At 71.6% G+C, this 18,854-nt stretch carries 6 protein-coding genes; 1 reads left to right on the plus strand and 5 read right to left on the minus strand.

Annotated features, from left to right (window positions below; genetic code table 11):
• Positions 1-5: 5 nt before the first annotated feature.
• From ABZ396_RS10900 to ABZ396_RS10915, 4 genes are read right to left on the minus strand one after another with little or no spacing between them, the layout of a single operon-like run.
• A complete protein-coding gene (locus tag ABZ396_RS10900; RefSeq protein ID WP_358916374.1) occupies positions 6-1,964 on the minus strand; it encodes a Gfo/Idh/MocA family oxidoreductase in 1,959 nt (652 codons plus the stop codon).
• The gene (locus tag ABZ396_RS10905) at positions 1,961-3,127 is read right to left on the minus strand and encodes a saccharopine dehydrogenase NADP-binding domain-containing protein (RefSeq protein WP_358916376.1); all 1,167 of its coding nucleotides are present in this window, start codon (positions 3,125-3,127) and stop codon (positions 1,961-1,963) included. The genes ABZ396_RS10900 and ABZ396_RS10905 overlap by 4 nt, the downstream gene beginning before the upstream one ends.
• Complete coding sequence (locus tag ABZ396_RS10910) at positions 3,124-8,649, minus strand: amino acid adenylation domain-containing protein (protein ID WP_358916378.1); 5,526 nt, start codon at positions 8,647-8,649, stop codon at positions 3,124-3,126. The genes ABZ396_RS10905 and ABZ396_RS10910 overlap by 4 nt, the downstream gene beginning before the upstream one ends.
• On the minus strand, positions 8,646-15,368 hold the full coding sequence (locus ABZ396_RS10915; protein WP_358916380.1) for an amino acid adenylation domain-containing protein: 6,723 nt from the start codon (positions 15,366-15,368) through the stop codon (positions 8,646-8,648). The genes ABZ396_RS10910 and ABZ396_RS10915 overlap by 4 nt, the downstream gene beginning before the upstream one ends.
• A gap of 227 nt (positions 15,369-15,595) precedes the next feature.
• Between ABZ396_RS10915 and ABZ396_RS10920 the strand changes: the two genes are divergently transcribed.
• Positions 15,596-17,233 (plus strand): (2,3-dihydroxybenzoyl)adenylate synthase, encoded by a 1,638-nt coding sequence (locus ABZ396_RS10920; RefSeq protein ID WP_358916381.1) that lies wholly within the window; start codon positions 15,596-15,598, stop codon positions 17,231-17,233.
• A gap of 84 nt (positions 17,234-17,317) precedes the next feature.
• On the opposite strand, the gene ABZ396_RS10925 is transcribed toward ABZ396_RS10920, so the two are convergent.
• Entirely contained in the window at positions 17,318-18,838 is a 1,521-nt protein-coding gene (locus ABZ396_RS10925) for an ATP-binding cassette domain-containing protein (RefSeq protein ID WP_358916383.1), read from the minus strand.
• Positions 18,839-18,854: the final 16 nt, after the last annotated feature.

The raw sequence follows: 18,854 nt of genomic DNA on the forward strand, positions 1-18,854 counted from the left end.
GGTCCTCAGCGGTCGGTGGCGGGAGAGACAAGTGCGGAGACGGTGGTGGCCGGTGCCGGGTCGGGCTCGTTGGTGAGCACGGCCAGCGGCGGTGCGCCGGGCCGGGTGGGCAGGGGCCGTACGGACATGCCGGACTCGGCCGCCACGTCCTTCAGGCCGAAGGGGGCCCAGTGGTAGGAGTCGTGCACCTCGCGCACCACCGCGGTTTCACCGTCCCGGTAGACGCGCCAGGTGGAGTGCAGCCGCATCACGCCGTCCTTCGCCGCGTCCGGTGCTCCGGAGAACGTCCACTCGTAGCGCTGCCGCCCGGCGGCCGTGGTGGCGAGCCTGGTGGCGGGGATGGTCAACGGCTCTTCGAAGCCCATGAGTTCGACGACGACGAGTCCGCCCGGGGCCAGCCGTTGCCTCAGCCTTCTCCACAGTCGCGCGCGCTGCGAGGCGTCGAGATGGCCGAGGACTCCGCACAGCAGAACGGCACTGACACGGTCCGGGAGTTCCAGGTCCGGGGCGGCGTCCGCGGTGATCGTGACCCGGGAGCGCAGGTCCGGATCGCTGAAGACGCGGCTGGTGAGCACGGCGCGCATGCCGACCGCCGGTTCGCAGGCGAGGATCTCCACGTCCGGCCTGGCCCGGGCGACTGCTTCGGTCACCAGGCCGGTCCCGGCCCCGATGTCGACCACCGGCCCGGCACCGAGATCGGCGTCGGCGAGCAGTGCGGCGACGGCGGGTGCGCTCGCGGTCGCGGTGTGTTCGGCCGCGACGAGATCGAAGAACTCCGCCGACGGGGTGTAGGGCGTAGGGCCGCCGGAAGGGGCGGCGGACACGGCGACGGCCTCGCTTCGGACCGGTCCGGGGCCGGGCTGCGGGTCGGCCGGGGCCTGTCCGGGGCCGGGGAACAGTTCGCTGGCCGGGAGGGGGCGCGGGGCAGGCGGTCGTACGATCTCCGGTGGTCCGAGCCGCGCCGCCAGGTCGGACCAGATGCGGCACACGGCCAGGTCGTACTGTCCCGCGCGTAGAGCGTCGCCGCCCTGTTCGGCGGCCTCGCGCAGCCCGTCGAGCGCGCTTCCGATGGCTTGCGGCCACAGGTCGGTGAACACGGTCCGGAAGGTTCCGGTGGTTCCGACGACCGCGGTGGTGCCGAGCCCCAGATTTCCGGTGCCCGGTCCCTCCAGGACGAAGCGGCGGTCGGCGTCCCTTCCGATGTGCAGCCGCGGACTCCACAGGACCGGCCCGTGCGTGTCGGCCAGGGAAAGGACGCCGCCCTGTGTGCCGATGGAGATCCGGTGCCAGTGCAGGGCGTGGTTGTCCCGGTCGGACGGGTCGAGCTGGTGGTGCACCCGCAACGTCAGGGGTACGCCGCCGAACACACCCTGCAGCGAGCGGAACGGCTGCGGCGCGATGTCCGCGGGAATCGGTGCCGGGTCGGCGAAACGCCAGGGCCGCAGGCTGCCCAGCGCCCGTCCGAGGATGTCCACCAACGGATGCATGAGGTGGACGGGAGTGGCGGCATCCAGGAAGAGCGGTTCCTGCAGGGCGGTGAGTTTGCGGGCCGCTTCGGTGAAGGCCCGGACGGGAGCGACGTGCGGGTAGTGGGTGTTGACGCGGTACTGCACACCCCGGCGGCGTGCGTGCCTGAGGCAGTCCGTCAGCTCGGTGAGGTGAACCGGGTGTTCCTGAAGGACGTGGATGCCCCGGTCCATCAGTGCCTTGGCCAGCTCGGTGCCCTGTCCTCCGGATATGGAGGAGCTGACCGCCACGCACGCGGCGTCGATGTCGGCCGGGAGTTCGTCGACGTCCGTGTAGTGCGGGACGCCGAGGCTTTCGGCGTACGAACGGGAGGCGGCGGAGCCCCGGCTCAGGATTCCGGCCAGAGTGTAGCCGGGGCGTTGCCGCGCGGCCTCGGCGTAGAAACGGCCGAAGTTGGTCCCGCAGACCAGGACGCGGAAGGGCGCATCGGCGGTCACAGGACGCCCTCTTCCACGTGCTCGTCGTCCACCGCGGAAGCAGCCGCTCCGGTGAGCCGTATGTCGCCGGCGCCTCCCGCTCGGAGGTGGCTGACCACGGAGGCCGGGTCCAGTACGTCGCACGCGAAGTGCACACCGGGCGGCACGGCGGCCCGCAGTACGGCGTCCACCGCGAGCGCGCCGACGGCGGCCGTGAGCCGGTAACTGCTGGCCGCGCGCAGTGTCAGACCCGCCGTCGCGGGCTGTCCGGACGCGGTTCCCGACAGCTCGAAGTCCATGACGTAGTAGGGCTTGCGTCCGGCCAGGTCGAGATCGGCGGCGAGGATCAGGCGGTGTGCCAGGTCGTCCGGGTCGTCGCCCGCGGCGAGGCGGCCCGGCAAGAGGTTGAGCAGGGCGCGCACCTGGGGACCGGGGTGGACGTTGTACCAGTCGAGCCGGTCCAGGCCCAGTTCGGCGGCGAGGCGTTCGCTCTCCCCGCTGAGGTAGGGCTGTACGGCCACCCGGCCGGGGAACCCGGCGCGTTCGGTGTCCTCGGCGGTCCGCAGGGCCCGCGGGACGCGTCGGCCGCCCCGGACGGCGGCAAGCGCCTCGCCGTAGGCCGCGCCGTCCGCCCCACCGGAGGTGAGGGAGAGCATGAGGTCTCTGGCCACCGTGGGCGAGCAGGTCTCCAGACCGCCGCAGTAAGCAGTCAGTGCGGAGGCGCTGTCGAGGCCCTGCCGGGCCAGCCAGCGTGGCAGCAGGCTGGACAGGCCGGGCAGCGCGCCTGCCGACAGGACGACGGTGCGGCCGTCGCCGGCCGGGTCGCCCTCCTTGAGCAGGTCCTCGGCTGCCGGGTCGTCCCCGGCCACGTCGACGCAGTGCGCGCCCGCGGCGAGCGCCGCCGAGGCCACCGTCGCCCGGAGCCGGTAGGTGGGGCCAACGCAGTTGAGGACGATGTCGCAGCCCTCGGCGAAGGCGCGTAGACCATCCGGTGCGGTGGCGTCCGCCCAGACGGTCTCGTCGTGGCCGGCGGGGTCCTCCTCGGCGACCGCGCAGAGGGCCGACGTGGTCCGTCCGCCCAACCGCAGCCCGGTGTGGCCGAGTTCGCGCAGCTCGCGCACGGCAGCACGGCCGACCGCCCCGGAGGCTCCCAGGACACCGATGAGGGGCTTCTTCCGTGTCATCGGGTGATCGCCCCCTGGGTGAGCTCGCCGAGGGTCTTGAGGATGCCGGGGGCGTGCTCGACGGACAGACAGGTGTAGTGGTCGCCCCCGATGTCGACGATGTCCAGTTCGCCCAGGGTCAGTTCCTCCCAGTAGGCGGTGACGGCGTCCTTGCTGCCGGGGAAGGGGTACGCGCCGTCGTGCCGCAGGAAGGTGATGTCGCCCGCGTACGGCTCGGCGCTGTAACGGGTGATGGCGAAGACGCTCTGCCTAAAGGCGAGGAACAGCCGCGTCATGTGGTCGGGTTCGTAGCTGCCGGCCGAGGCGGGCACCGCCTCGCACATCCGGGCGATACGGGTGGCGCGGGGTACGTCGGCCAGCGCCCGGAAGCAGCCCGCGACATCCTCGAACTCGTCGGGAAGCGCGGCGAGTCCTCCGTCGGACAGGACGCCGGGGCTGCCGGACAGGACGGCGTCGGCCGCCTCGGCCACCCGGTACTGGTCGCCGGGGAAGCCCAGCGCGGCGGGGTCGATGCCCATCATGACGGCGAAGGAGTACTCGGCGAGCAGTTCGTCGTCCAGCCGGAAGCGGGGGCTGTGGCTGCTGATGACCGTGAGGCTCTCCACCTCGGCCCCGGATTCGGCCAGGTTGCGTGCCACTTCGGTGGCGATGAGGCCGCCCAGGCAGTAGCCCACGACGTGGAAGCGGCGCCGCCCGTCCGTGGTCAAAGCCCGCGCGTAGTCGGCCGCCAGCTGCTCGATGAGCCCCTCCGGCGGGGAGGCGAGGAATCCGTCCAGATCCGGGACCTCGACGCCGACGACCTCGGCAAGGCCCGGCGAGCGCCGCCTGATCTCGGTGATCAGCGCCCGGTACGGCATGATCGTGGCGGTCCCCGCGTGCACCAGCACGGTGGTGGGTTCGTCGGACGACCGGGCGCCGTGGAGATGGATCACCGGGTCGGTTCGTACGGCGGTGCCGGCGGTCGGTGCCTGGTCCGCGCCGGCCAGTCCGCGCAGGAATCCGGCCAGGCCCGCCACCGTCGGGCGGCGGAGCATGTGGCGCAGGACGACCTCCCATTCGAGGTCAGCGGCCTGCGGTATGCGCTCCCGCAGCCGGCCCACCATCCGGGCGACCAGCAGGGAGTCGCCGCCGAGGTCGAAGAAGTCGTCGTTGCGGGTGACGCACTCGACCGACAGCAGTTCCGCCCACAGCTCGGCCAGACTGCTCTCCAGGTCGTCCATCGGCCGGTCGTCGACCACGGGCTGTACGGCTTCCCGGGGCAGCCAGGCCCGCAACCGCGAGCGGTCGGTCTTGCCGTTGGCGGTACGGGGCAGCGTGTCGACGATCTGCCACACCGCGGGGAGCATGTAGTCGGGCAGCCGCGTGGCCGCACTGCGCGCCAGCTCCCCCACCGGCACGTGGTGCCGGTCGCCCTTCATCGTGGCGATGAACACCTCCTGCCCGGTCGACGCCAGGGGATCCTGCGGACCCGGCAGGGACGTGACCTCCGACGCGCCGTGCCGGTCGAGGAGTTCACTCCACTGGGCGTGGGTGAGGAAGGACTGACCGGTGTGCTCCCGTACATCGGTCCAGGTCCGTCCGGCGACCTCCAGGAACTCCATGGAGACCAGCAGCGGGAGGTTCTCGTCACGGGTGTTCTCCACGAACACCAACTGGCCGCCCGGTACGAGCAGTTCCCGGAGCCAGCCCACCGCCGCGTCCGCGTCGGCGGCTGCGTGCAGGGTGTTGGCACAGACCACAACATCGAAGGAGTTAGGGAGAAGGTTCTGGGAACGTGGGTCCTCGTCGACGTCGAAGCGCTGGTAGCGCACCCAGGCGTGGTCCGCGAAGCGTTCACGCGCCTCGTTGAGGAAGAAGGCCGAGGCGTCGGTGAACAGGTAGTCGACTCCGTACTCGGCGAGTACGGGCACGAGTTCGCCCGTGGTGCCGCCGACGCCGCCGCCCACCTCCAGCACGCGCAGCCGCTCCTCGCCGGTGTGGGCCGCGGCGATCTCGCCCAGGGCGACGACCACCGCCCGGTTGAGATGCCGGATGGCGAGATTGTCCCGGTAGGCGGCGTCGGCGGCCTCCAGGGCGGCGCCGGGGAAGAGCAGGTCCCGGATGCCCGTGTCCCCGTTGATCAGTTCGGGCAGCCGGTCGGCGCAGGTGCGCATGACGGTGAGCAGTTCGGAGCTCCACCCGACCTCGTGCTCCAGCTCGGTGGCCCGCTGCCAGCTCCGCTCCAGCTCGGACGCGGAGACAGGGGCGAGCTCGCCGTAGGTGTCGTCGGTGTCATGGTGTGCCAGCCGGCCGCGTGAGCTGAGAGCCCGCAGCCAGCGCCGCACGATGTGACGGTGGCGCGGGGTGGAGCGCAGCGCCGCGCTCACCTCGTCCGCCGTGCGCGCGGCGCCGTCCTCGAACACCCCGGCCGCCGCGAGGACCCGTGTCATCTCGGCGAGCGCCACCTCGTCGAGCGCGGTGAGGAACTCCGTCAGTCGTGCCGCGTCGACCGCGGCAGAGGCTTCCCGTACGGCTTCGGCGGCTGCCGTACGCGCGTCCTCGCGGCCCGGCGCGGGCGGCTCCTCGCCGTCCCGGCGCGCCGTCTCGACGAAGGCTGCCAGGCGCCGGCCGCCGGAAGCGGAGTCGTCGACGATGACCGCTCCCGCGGCCACGGCCGGGTGCGCCTGCACGGCGGCTTCGACCTCGGCCAGTTCGACCCGGTAGCCGCGGATCTTCACCTGGGCGTCCTCACGGCCGAGGAACTCGATGGTCCCGTCGGGGAGGTAGCGCCCGAGGTCACCGGTGCGGTAGATCCGCGCGCCGCTGACAGGGTCGGTGAGGAACCGTTCCGCGGTACGGGCCTCGTCGCCGAGGTAGCCCATGGCGACTCCGGCGCCGCCGATGTACAGCTCGCCCGGCACCCATTCGGGCCGGGGTCGCAACTGTTTGTCGAGTACGGCGAACGTCTGGTTGGTCAGGGGCTTGCCGTAGGGAATGCTGGGGCGTGTGGTGTCCACCTCGACGATCGGGTGGGCGATGGACCAGATGGAGCCCTCGGTGGCACCGCCGAGGGAGATGACCTCCAGGCCCGGCAAAAGCGTACGGGCCTCGTCGGGCAGGGTCACCGGTATCCAGTCGCCGGAGATCAGCGCGAGCCGGAGCGTCCCGTCCTCGGCGGGGGGTTCCGAGCGCAGCCAGTCGCACAGCATGTGCAGCTGGCCGGGCACCGAGTTCCACACCGTGACGCCGAAGTCCCGGATCAGTTCGGCCCAGTGGGAGGGGTCGCCTCGCCGTTCGGCACGGGGAAGGACGAGGGTAGCGCCCAGCGCAAGCGGTCCGAACAGGTCGTAGACGGACAGGTCGAAGCCCAGTCCGGCGATCCCGAGGACGCGGTCCCTCGCGGTGACGGAGTAGCGCCGGTTGACGTCCTCGATCGTGTTGAGGGCCGCCCGGTGACTGATCATCACGCCCTTGGGCGTGCCGGTGGAACCCGACGTGTAGATGACGTAGGCGAGTTCGTCCGGGTGGCGCCGAGAGCCGGCAAGGGTGGACGTAACGCTGTCCGGGATCAAGTCGACGGCGATGGCCGACACGCTCGCCGGGAGATCGTCGATCTCGGCGAGCCAGGACTGCGTGAGGACCGTGCGTACCCCGGCGTCCGCGATGATCGTGTCCCGGCGGGCCGGTGGCTGCGCCGTGTCGACCGGAAGGTACGCCCCACCCGCCATGAGGATGCCGAAGACGGCGACCACCTGCTCCCAGCCCTTGTCCATCCAGATGGCCACCGGCTCGCCGGGCCGCAGCCCGGACTCCGCCAGCACCTCGGCGAGGCCGCTCGCGCGGGCGACGAGCTGGCGGTACGAGAGGGCCAACTCAGGCGTCCGGACCGCGATCGCGTCCGGTGTGGCCAGTGCCTGAGCGAGCACGGGTTCGTGGAGCAGGACGTCCGGCAGGGACCCCTCAGTCGCGTTGACCGCGATTCTGCGGGCCGCCTGTGCGTCGGGCAGCGGGATGCGGGCCGGTTCCTCCCAGGCGGCCTCGCCCGCCTCGCCTTCGGCGGACAGCAGACGCACGAGTGCCGTGTAGGCGGCGAACATGTCGTCCGCCACGCCTTCGCTGAGCGCACCCTCCCGTATGTCCCAGGACAGGCTCAGCGCGTCTCCGCGCCGCATGACCTGGCAGTCGAGCCACACCTGCGGCGTCTGGGTCACGGCATAGGTCACTTCGGGGGGCACGCCCTCGGCGGTGACGCCGGTGCCCAGGGCACTGGTGAAGACGACCGGCATCAGGACCGGCGCTCCGGACCTGCGGGAGAGTTCGGCGAGTACCTCCGAGCCGGTGAACAGCGGGTGTGCCAGGTCTTCGAGGAGCTGCTCGCCGATGGCTCTGACCCGGTCGGCGAAGGACGCCGGAGCGTCGAGGTCGACGGCGAGCAGTTCGAGGGAGGTGAAGTCCCCGACGAGCCGGCCGATGTCCTCGTGCAACTGAGGGCGGTCCACCGTCGGCACGTTGAGTGTGAACCGGCTGGTCCGCGACCAGCGGCCGACTGTCTCGGCGTAGGCGGCGAGCAACGCTGTCGACACGGTCAGCCCGCGCCGCGTGGCCCGCTCGGCGAAGCGCTCGCGGTCGGACGCGGGAAGCAGATGCTCCAGTCGGCGAAAGACGACGGTGTCGCCGTGCCGGACATTGCTCTCCCGTGACCGCGCTACCGGTTCCCAGCTTTCCGCGGTGGGAAGTTCCGGGGCGGGAGGCAGCGCGTCGAGCCGCTCCGACCAGTACGCCCGGTCCTGGGAGTATTCGGCGCTGTCCGCGAGGGCGCGGCGGCCCAGCACGTAGTCACGGAAGGAGATCCGGGGCGGCTCTGACAGGACGGAGCCCCCGTAGCGGTTCTGGAACTCGGCGAGCAGGATCCGCAGGCTGGCATGGTCGACGACGAGCATGTCGAAGGAGAGGTGGAGGACGGCGCACTTGCCGGTCCTGCTCACGTGGACGTCGAAGAGCGGCCAGCGGTCGGTGGGGGCTCGTCGTACGGACATGCGGGCGCGGGTGCGCTCCACCGCTGCCTCGGCGTCCGCCGCTGCCGGGAGCGTGGTGAGGTCGCTGACGGTGACCTCCAGTTCGGGGACTTCGAGCAGCACGCGCTGATAGCCGTCGTTGTGGATGACGGCACGCAACATGTCGTGCCGCTGGACGAGTTCGCGCCACACGGCGGTGACCCGGTTCACGTCGAGCTCGGGGTACTCCAGCTCGACGTACGCGTGGCAGCCGATGCCCCCGTAGGCGTACGCGTCGGTGCGTCCGATGAGATAGGCGGCCTGGATGTCCGTCAGCGGGAAGGGTTCGTGGCGCCCGGCCGGGTCGCTCCGCAGGACGGGCTCGCCGGCTTCGAGGTGGCGCAGGATCCCCTCCTTGTGCGTCCGCAGCTCGGCTCGGCGGTCGTCGGTGAGTCGGCCCTGCGGGGCCCGGAAGCGCAGTTGTCCTTCCTGAGCCCACAGGACCACGCCCTCGTCGGCGCAGCGGGCCAGCAGTTCAGCGATGTTCACAGCTCTCCGGTTTCGTAGGCGGTCGCGTGGGCCGCGAGCGTTCGGGTGACGTCCGCGCCGAGCGCGGCGATGGTCGGTGTGGCGAAGAGACGCCGGACGGGGACGGCGACCCCCAGGCGGCGCTCGATCGCCGCCAGCAGGCGCAGCGCGGAGAGGCTGTCGCCGCCGATCGTGAAGAAGTTGGCGTTCCGGTCCCGCACCGGGCCCGGCACATGGTCCTGCCACAATTCGGCGAGGGTCGTCTCGATCTCGCCCCGCGGTGGCTCGGCATCGGCGGACACCGCCTCTTGCCCCGCCGCGCCGACCAGGGCGTTGCGGTCGACCTTCCCGTTCGTGGTCAGCGGCAGGACGGGCAGCAGCAGCACGCGGGACGGGACGGCATAGGGGGCCAGCCGGTCCGCGAGCCAGCCGAAGAGGCTCTCGGTGAGGTCCGACGGCTCGGGCGACCGGTCGGCCTTCCCGGTTTCGGCGGCTGTCCCGCCGCTGCCGGTCGTGTCCGCGTACGCAGGCAGCGTGGTCGATGTGTCCCGTGGCACGGCGAACGCGACGAGCCGTTTCGCGGTGCGCTCCCCCACCGCGACGACGGCGGCCCGCGCCACCTCGGGATGTGCTTCGAGGGCCGCTTCGATCTCGCCCGCCTCGATGCGATGACCGGCGATCTTCAGCTGGCTGTCGAGGCGGCCCAGGAACTCCAGCAGCCCATCGCACCGGTAGCGCCCCAGGTCGCCCGTGCGGTACCAGCGCCGCCCGTCCCGTACGACGAACTTCTCGGCCGTGCGGGCCGGGTCCGACAGATAGCCGCGGGCCAGTCCCCGGCCGCCGATCCACAGCTCGCCGGGCGTCCAGTCGGGGCAGTCGCGGCCGGTCTGGTCGACCACTCGGTAGTGCTGCCCGGTCAGCGGCCGCCCGTAGGGGATGGACGCCCATCGGGGGTCCACCTCGTCGACGGTCAGGGTGTTGGACCAGATGGCGGCCTCTGTCGCTCCGCCCATGGCGACGAATGTGCAGGGCCGGGCCGTCCGGGCCTTCAGGCGAGCGGGGAGGTCCAGGCCGATCCAGTCGCCGGAGACCAGGGCGGTGCGCAGACCTCGGATGCCGCCCGACTCGTGGCCGCCCTGTTCGTCGGCGTCGAGCAGCAGGTCGAGCAAGGCCGGAACGGTGTTCCACACCGTCACGCCGTGCCGGCCCACGAGGCTTGGCCAACGCGCCGGTTCGCGCCGCAGGTCCTCCGTGGGCAACAGGAGGGAGCCGCCTGCGGACAGCAGGCCGAAGATGTCGTACACGGACAGGTCGAAGTCCAGTGCCGACAGGGCGAACACACGGTCGTCCTCGGTGATGCCGTGGCGTGCGTTGATGTCCGCGACGGTGTTCCAGGCGGCGGCGTGGGTGATCTCGACGCCCTTGGGCTCACCTGTCGAACCGGACGTGAAGATGACGTAGGCGAGCGCGTCGGGAGACATCTCGTGCGGCGCCGGTAGCGGAGGGACTTGCTGCGTGTCCCGGAACGGGATGGCGCGGGGCGCTGTCCCCTGCGCCTCGCCGTCCGGATCGGGTACGGCGGGCCAGTCGCCGATCACCACTCGGAAGCCGGCCGTGGCGTGTACCCGCTCCAGTCGCGCGGCGGGCTGTTCGCGGCCGAGGGGAACGTAGGCGGCGCCGGCCGCGAGCACGCCGAGCACCGCGGCGATCTGCTCCGGGCCCTTGGGAAGCGTGATGGCGACCAGGTCGCCCGGACGCACGCCGGCGGTCCCGAGTGATGCCGCGGTCCGCAGTGCCTGTCGGACGAGCGTTCCGTAGCTGACCTCCGTTCCCTGCGCGGTGACCATGGCGGTGCGGCCGGGTTGATCGGCGGCGCGTGCGAAGAACCTCTCGTGCAGGAGCCCGGCGGGTACCTCCTCCAGACTCGCCTCCAGGGCCTCGGCGGCGCGCCTCTCACGCTGGCACGCGGGCACCAGGTCGGGCAGGGGGGATGCCCAGTCCTTCGTCACCAGGTGACGCAACAGCAGGGTGTGAGCGGCGAACATGGCGTCGAGAACGCCCTCGCTGAACAGCTCCTCCACGGCGTCCCAGGTGACGACCAGCTCCCCGGACTCCTCGGTGACCTGGTTGTCCAGGCAGACCTGCGGGGACTGCGAGATGCCCCAGACCTTGGCCGGAAAGCCCGTGCCGGGATCGGCCAGAGCCGCGTCGCCCACGCCGATGGCGCTGGTGAACACCACGGGTGCCGCGGCGTCCACCGTGCCTGTGCGACGCCCGAACTCCCGCAGCAGCCAGTCGATCGGTACGTCACTGTGGTCGAGGTCCTCGGCCTGACGTCGCTGCAGCGCGACGGCCGCGGCCAGCCAGCCGTCCTCCGCACGGCGGTAGCCCGCCAGGGACAGGGAGGTGAAGTCACCCAGCACACGGTGGATGTGGGGGTGGACATCACGCCGGTTGAAGAGAGTGAGGGTGACCGTCAGGGCGTCGGTCCCACTCCAGGCCGCCAGCACTTCGCAGTACAGGGCCAGCAGCACGGTGGAGGGGGTGAGACCGTAACGCGCAGCACCCTGCTTGACAGCCTTCCAGTCCGCCGCGGCCAGGCGGAACCGGCGCCGGGTGAAGGCCGGCGCGCCGAGCGTCGCCGGGTCGCGGTCGAACGGCAGCGCGGGAGGTGACGGCAGTTCGGCCAATCTGCTCTGCCAGTGCTCGCGTGCGCGTGCGGTCGCGGCCGGATCGGCGGGCAGCTGCGTCAGGTAGTCCCGGAACGAGACCTCGATCGGCGCGAGTTGCCGGTCCGGGTCGGCGTAGAGGGCGTTGAGCTCTGCGTAGAGGGTGGTGATGGACAGGGCGTCGAGGACGAGGTAGTCCAGCCCGACGCCGATCCGCGTCCTGGGGGTGCCGGCGTCGTCGGGATAGCGCACCGCCTCGACGGCGAACAGCGGCCACTGGGAGGGGTCGCGTACCTGGTGGGACATCCGCTCACGCAGCCGGGCCAGGGCCTCCGGTGCCCCGTCGGAGCCCGCCTCCTCCACCGGTATGCGAAAGGCCGGGACATCGGGGAGGACCCGCTGGGTGCCGTCTTCGACGACGGCGCGCAGCATGCCGTGCCGGTCCACGAGGGTGCGCCAGGCCCGCTCCATCCGGTCCAGGTCGACGTGCGCGCCGTCGAACTCGGTGTAGTGCCAGGTGCCGACACCGCCGAGGGTGAAGCCCGGGTCCCGGCCGGTGTGATAGGCGGCCTGGACGTCCGTCAGGGGGAACGGGTCGTGGGCGTGGCCGGGATCGGGCACCGGAGCGGGCCGCGCCGGCTCGTCCTCGTCGCTTCCCGTCGTGGGGTGCAGGGTCTCGCAGAAGTGCTGGAGCACGGGGTGCGTGAACAGTGCGGCCACTCGGGCGGCGGTGAATCCGGCGGCGCGCAGCCGGCCGATCATGCGCGTGGCGATGAGCGAGTCACCGCCCAGCAGGAAGAAGCTGCTTTCCCTTCCGATGTCGTCCACGCCGAGCAGGGCGGCCCATTCGGCCGCGACCGCGGTCTCCACCGGTCCGACGGGCGCCGACGTACGGGGGCCGCTCTCTTCGCCTGCGGCATCGGTCAGAGCCTGGCGTACGGCCGCCCGGTCGAGTTTGCCGTTGGCGGTCAGCGGCAGGTGGGGAAGGACCAGGATCCGCTCGGGAACCATGTAGGTCGGCAGGCGTTCGGCCACCCGGGCGCGCACCGCGTCCGGGTGGGGTGCCTCCCCGCGGGCCGATACGGCCGCGGCCAGTCGACGCACCGGCGATTCGAGGACCGTGGCGACCGCGTGCTGGACGGTGGGGTCGTCCTCCAGGGCGGACTCGACCTCACCCAGTTCGATGCGGTAGCCGCCGATCTTGACCTGGTGGTCGGCACGCCCGAGGAACTCCAGGATGCCGTCGGGCCGGTAGCGGGCCAGGTCGCCACTGCGGTACCAGCGTTCACCGTCGTACTCGACGAAACGCTCGGCCGTGCGCTCGGGGTCCGACCGGTAGCTGGTCGCCACGCCGCGGCCGCCGATCCACAGCTCTCCGGGGACGAGGTCCGGACAGTCCCGGCCGCGTCCGTCGACCACACGCGCCCGCATGTTGCGCAGCGGCACGCCGTACGGCACGGACTTCCACGCGGGATCGGGCTCCTCCACCTCGAAGACGGTCGAGTGCACCGCCGCTTCCGTCATGCCTCCGAGTGCCACGAAGCGGCAGCCGGGTACGAGGGCGCGCAGTCGGCCGGGCTGGTCAAGGCCAACCCAGTCGCCCCCGAGCACGACCATGCGCAGGGAGTCCCCCAGGCCCTCGTCCTCGCCCGCCGCCATGAGCAGGTTCAGCAAAGCCGGTACGCACTGCACCAGCGTCACCCCGTGCGTGCGCACCAGACGGGCCCAGTGGTGGGCGTCCCTTCGCTGCTCCTGCCCGACGGCGACCACCTGACCGCCGAGGGACAGCGGGGTGAAGATGTCCCAGGTGGCCAGGTCGAAGTCCAGGACGGAGATCGCGAGGGTGCGGTCGTCGGGACCGAGTCCGAGCTGGTCCTCCATCGCCTCGATGGTGTTGACCACGGCACGGTGCGGGACCTCCACGCCCTTGGGCAGTCCCGTCGAGCCGGAGGTGAACAGCACGTAGGCGGGCAAGGCGGTGTCCGGCTGGGCGACCGGGCCCGGCGCCTGCGTCGGCGCGTCTTCCAGGAGCAGCACCGGAGCGGACGGGACGTCCGCGCACAGGTGGGCGTGCTCCCGGTCGGTGAGTACGGCGGACGCCTCGGCGACGGCGTGGATACGTGCGCGTCGTGCGGCGGGCTGCTCGACTCCGACGGGTGCGTAGGCGGCGCCGGCGGCCAGGACGCCGAGCACGGCGGTGATCTGGTCGGCGCCCTTGGGGAGGGTCACCGTCACGGTGTCGCCCTCCCGCACGCCGTGCCCGCGCAACAGAGAGGCTATCTGCCGTGCCTGGTGGCCGAGTTGGCCGTAGGTGAGGGTGTCGCCGTTCTCACGGATGACGGCGGTACGTCCGGGCTCGGCCTCGGCCAACCGGAAGAAGCGGGTGTGCAGGGCACGGTCCGGAAGAGGCGTGGGCGGCAGGGCCGCGACCGCACGCCGGGGCAGGACTCCGGGGTCGAGCAGCGGGCCCACCGGGCGGGTCCAGGCGGAGGGGTCCGTGACCAGGTCGGTGATCAGCCTGCGGTACGCCTCGAAGGCCGCGTCGGGGACGCCGCGCTCGAACACTCCGTCGCGCACGTCCCAGTTGAGGAGGAAGCCACCGTCGAGTTCGGTGACCTGTGCGTCCAGGAAGACCTGCGGGCCCTGCGAGATGATCCAGACGGGACGGCCGAAGGACTTCTGGACGTCTTGCTCGAAGATCTCGCCCAGCCCGATCGCGCTGGTGTAGACGACGGGAGCGAGTACCGGAGCGCCCTCGATGCGTGCCAGGTCGCGCAGCACCTCCACCCCGCCGTACGCGCCATGGGCGATACCGTCCTGGAGCCTCCCCTGCAGTTGCCGGGCCTGCCGGACGAAGGGCAGGGGTGCGCTCAGGTCCGCGTCGAGCAGGACGGAGCTGCTGAAGTCGCCTACCAGCTGCGCCACTTCGGGGGTGTACATCTCCCGGTCGAACAGCGGGAGGTTGAGGAGGAACCGCTGGCTGCCGCTCCAGGCCGCGATGACCTCGGCGAAGGCGGTGGCGAGAGCGGCCGCGGGGGTGAGGCCGTGCCGGCGGGCGGCGCTGATCAGGGCGGCCTTGGCCTCCGGGTCGAGCCAGTGGTGCAGCCGACGGGAGTGGGTGAGCGCCGTGTCCTCCGCCCGGACCGGGGTGAGCGGGTCGACGGTCCTCGGCAGTCGCGGCGCGCGCGGCAGTTCGGTCAGCCGTTGTTGCCACCATGCGGCGTGCTGTTCGCGCTCAGCGCTTCGCCGGTGTGCGTGTTCAGTGAGGTATTGACGGTAGTCGAGGCCGAGTTCGGCAGGTCTGTCGTCCGGACACTCGTAGAAGCGCCGGAGGTCGGACAGGAGGACACGCAGGCTCAACGCGTCCCCGGCCATCATGTCGAGGTCGAGCTGCAGACGCGTCCTGCCGCCCGGGAGGAGACACAGGCCCAGCCAGAAGACCTGACCGGCGGTGACGTCCGGGCGTGCGTGGGTGTTGCGCTCCCGGAGTCGCCCCAGTTCCGACTCCGCCTCGTCGGCGGTGAGTTGGCGCAGATCATGGACGGTGAGTTCGGCGTGCGCGGCTCCGAAGTCCTGGCGGCCCTCGTCGTCGAAGACGGCCCGCAGCATCCCGTGCCGCCGCACGAGTGCCTTCAGGGCGGTGTCGAGCCGTGCGGGGTCGACGTCATGGCCGTCCAGCTCGATGTAGAAGTGCGCGGCGACGCCGCCGAGGGGCTGGCCCTCCTGGCGGCCGATCCAGTAGGCGTGTTGCATCGTCGCCAGCGGGAACGGTCCCCCTCCTGCCGTCTGCCCGGCGCCGAGGGGCACAGGCCGGCCGACGGGCGGTGCGTCGACCCGGCCCTTCTCGTTGAGCAGTGTCGTCCAGGCGCTCAGGGTGGGCTTCCGGGTGAGGTCCTGGAACGTGACGGTGCTGCCGTCGCGGCGCCACGCACCGACGAGGCCCATCAACGTCAGGGAGTCGAGGCCGAGTTCGAAGAGGTCGCGGTCGCCGTCCAACTCCTGCGCGGCCACGTTCAGCGCGCGTGCCACCGCCTCACGCACCTCCGCCGGGGCATGGACGTCACGTTTCACGGGGGCGCTGTTCGAGGTATGCGTCTTGACGGCCGGTTCATCGCTCACTGACGAGATGCCTTCCAGTCGGGGGTGGTGCGGAGGCCGTCGGCGATCGCTGACGGGCGTTGCGCTCAGTGCCGGGCCATCTAAATAGAAATGATTATCATTTCGAAGTGCTCGTATCGTAGCCACGTGACAGCTCAGAGCGCCAGTGCCCAACCCCACAGCGACGAGAGGCAGAGCCCGTGAACGAGACCCAATCCCGTTGGCCTGAAGCCGAATCGGCGCGTTACCGCGCTGCTGGACACTGGCAGGGCGTGACGTTCGGCACCTACCTGCGCCGCTGGGCGGCGGACCACCGCGAACGCGTCGCCCTGGTCGACGGTGACCGGCGCTGGACGTACGCGGACCTGGACACCGAGGCCGACCGGGTCGCACGCGGACTGGGGGGACTGGGAGTGGGCCGAGGCGACCGGGTGGTGGTACAGCTCCCCAACTGCGCGGAGTTCGTGCTGCTCTGGTTCGGTCTGCAGCGGCTCGGCGCGGTGCCCGTCCACGCCATGCCGGGCCATCGGCGCCGGGAGATCGGCCATCTCGTGCGCACCTCTGGGGCAGTGGCCTGCGTCGTTCCCGACCGGCACGCGAGGTTCGACCACCGTGAACTCGTGCGGGGGATACTCGCGGAGCAGGAGCCCGGGGGGCCGCTGCGCCACGTGATCGTGGTCGGCGATCCCGGTCCGCATGGCGACTTCATCCCGTTCGAAGAGCTGCGGAAGACCGGCGACTTCGAGCAAGACCTCGTCGGTGACGGCGGCGGGGTCGATTCAGGTGACCTCGCCCTGCTGTTGCTGTCCGGCGGTACGACGGGACTGCCCAAACTCATCCCCCGGACGCACGACGACTACAGCTACAACGCGCGTGCCAGTGCGGATGTCTGCGTCCTCGACGCGCAGAGCGTGTATCTGGCGGTCCTGCCGATCGCCTTCAACTTCACGCTGTCCTGTCCCGGCGTGCTCGGCACCCTCTCCAGAGGCGGAACCGTCGTGGTCTCGCCCGATCCCAGCCCGCAGACCGCGTTCGCCCTCATCGAGCGCGAAGGCGTGACCATCACTTCCCTGAGCCCTCCGCTTGTTCCGTACTGGATGGACGAAGCCGCCTCCGGCGCCTGGGACATCAGCAGCCTCTCGGTGGTCCAGGTCGGCGGGGCACGGCTGCCCGACGACCTCGCGCGCAGGCTGGGGCCGGCACTGGGCGCGACGGTGCAGCAGGTCTTCGGTATGGCGGAGGGCCTGATCAACCTCACGCGCCTGGACGATCCGGAAGACCTCATCTGCACCACCCAGGGGTGCCCCATATCGCCGGACGACGAGATTCTCGTGGTGGATGCCGAGGGCAGGGCGCTGCCGGACGGCAGACCGGGCGAGCTGCTGACCCGGGGCCCGTACACGCTGCGCGGCTACTACCGGGCCGAAGAGCACAACCGGACGGCGTTCACCGCCGACGGCTACTACCGGACGGGAGATGTCGTACGGCGGCTGCCGTCCGGGCATCTCGTCGTCGTGGGCCGGATCAAGGACCAGATCAACCGCGGTGGCGAGAAGATCGCCGCGACCGAGGTGGAGGAGCAGTTGCTGACGCATCCCTCCATCGCCTCCGCCGCTCTGGTCGGCGTGCCCGACGAGCGGTGGGGCGAGCGCTCGGTCGCCTTCGTCGTGTGCTCCGGCATCGTACCCGGCGCCCAGGAACTCGCCGTTTTCCTGAAGGACCGTGGGCTTGCGGACTACAAGGCTCCGGACGAGGTCGTCGAGGTCTCGCAGATGCCGCTGACAGCCGTGGGGAAGGTCGACAAGGCGGCGCTGGCACGGCAGTTGGCGCGGGCCTGAGCCGCCGGAGGGGGAGCACCACTGGTGGCTCCCCCTCCCGCCCCGCTCACCGTCTCGTCCCGCGCGTGCCCTCGGCCATGGCGCTTACTGCTGTTCCAGCACCGGGCGCGCGGCCCTGTCCGAGGGGAGATGGAGATGGTCGGCGCACGCGAGCAGTTCGCGGGTCACGGCATGCTCCGGATGAGCCAGGACCCGGTGAGCGGGCCCGGCCTCCACCACCTGTCCGGCGTCGAGGACGACCACCTGCTCCGCGCAGCGAGCTGCCGCCGCCAAGTCGTGTGTCACCAGCACGACGGTCAGTCCCAACGTCCGCCGCAGGGAGGTCAGCAGGTCCAGGACCCCCTCTCCTGTCTCCGGGTCGAGGGCCGAGGTGATCTCGTCGCACACCAGGAGCCGCGGGTCGGCGGCCAACGCCCTTGCCAGGTTGACTCGTTGGCGCTGGCCACCGGAGAGCTCACCCGGTCTGCGTCGGAGCAACTCCGGTGGCAGTCCGACCAGTCCGAGCAGCCGGCCCGCCTCCGCCGCGGCCTTCTGAGCCGGTTGCCGCCGTATCCCCGTCAGGGGGCGCATCAGCGCGGTGCGCACCGATTCACGCGGGTTGAGAGCGCCGCGCGCGTCCTGGGCGACCAACTGCGCCGCCACGCGGCCGTCTGATCCCGAGGAATCCTCCTGCCAGGCGACACTGCCCTGGGTAGGCCGATGCAGCCCCACGAGGCAGCGGGCGAGGGTGGTCTTCCCCGAACCCGAGGGGCCCACCACGGCGGTGCAGCTGCCGTCGGCGACGGTGAGAGAGACGTCGTGCAGCACTGGCTCACGTCCGTGGACAGCCACCAGCTCTTTCACGTCCAGCCGTCCACCGGCCGCCGGAGCGTCGGTCGTTCGAGCGCGGACCGTCGCGGGGACCGACGGCAACGGTGGAACGCGCGCTTCGACGATCCTGCCGTCCTCCAGACGAATCACGTCGTCCGCGGCGGAGGAGACCCAGGCGGGATCGTGGCTGACCAGCAGCGCGGAACGGTCCCCCGCTCTCAGCACATCGACCAGCAGCCGCCGCATCCGGGCCGCCAGAGCCGTGTCCAGGCTGCTGGTCGGCTCGTCCAGGACCAGCAGCCGCGGAGATCCGGCCAGCGCGATGGCGAGAGCCACCCGTTGGGCCTGCCCACCCGACAGCTGATGGGGCAGCCGCCGCTGGAACGCCCGGTCGGCGGGCAGCCCCACGGAATGGAGCAGCGCCTCGACCTGCGCACCGACATCCCCCGCACGCGGCGCGGACGACCGCAGCCGCACCGCCTCGGCGACCTGCTTGCCGATCCGCAGCGCGGGGTTGAGCGACGAGGCGGGGTCCTGTCCCAGGAACGACACCACACGCCCCCGAAGGCGACGGGCGCCCGTCCGGCCGAACGGGTCGAGACCGGCCACCCGGACCGTGCCGCAGCGCCGTTCCAGACCGGGCCGGACATGGCCGAGCAGACCGAACGCAAGGCTGCTCTTCCCGGAACCGGACCTCCCCACCACACCGAGCACCTGCCCGCGCGCCAGGGACAGATGGGCGTCGTCCAGGACGGGCGGGCCCCCGCCCGTCGGACCGATCGTCAGTCCGCTCACTTCCACGAGCGAGCCA

The sequence above is a fragment of the Streptomyces sp. NPDC005866 genome (assembly GCF_040629895.1).
Lineage (GTDB): Bacteria > Actinomycetota > Actinomycetes > Streptomycetales > Streptomycetaceae > Streptomyces.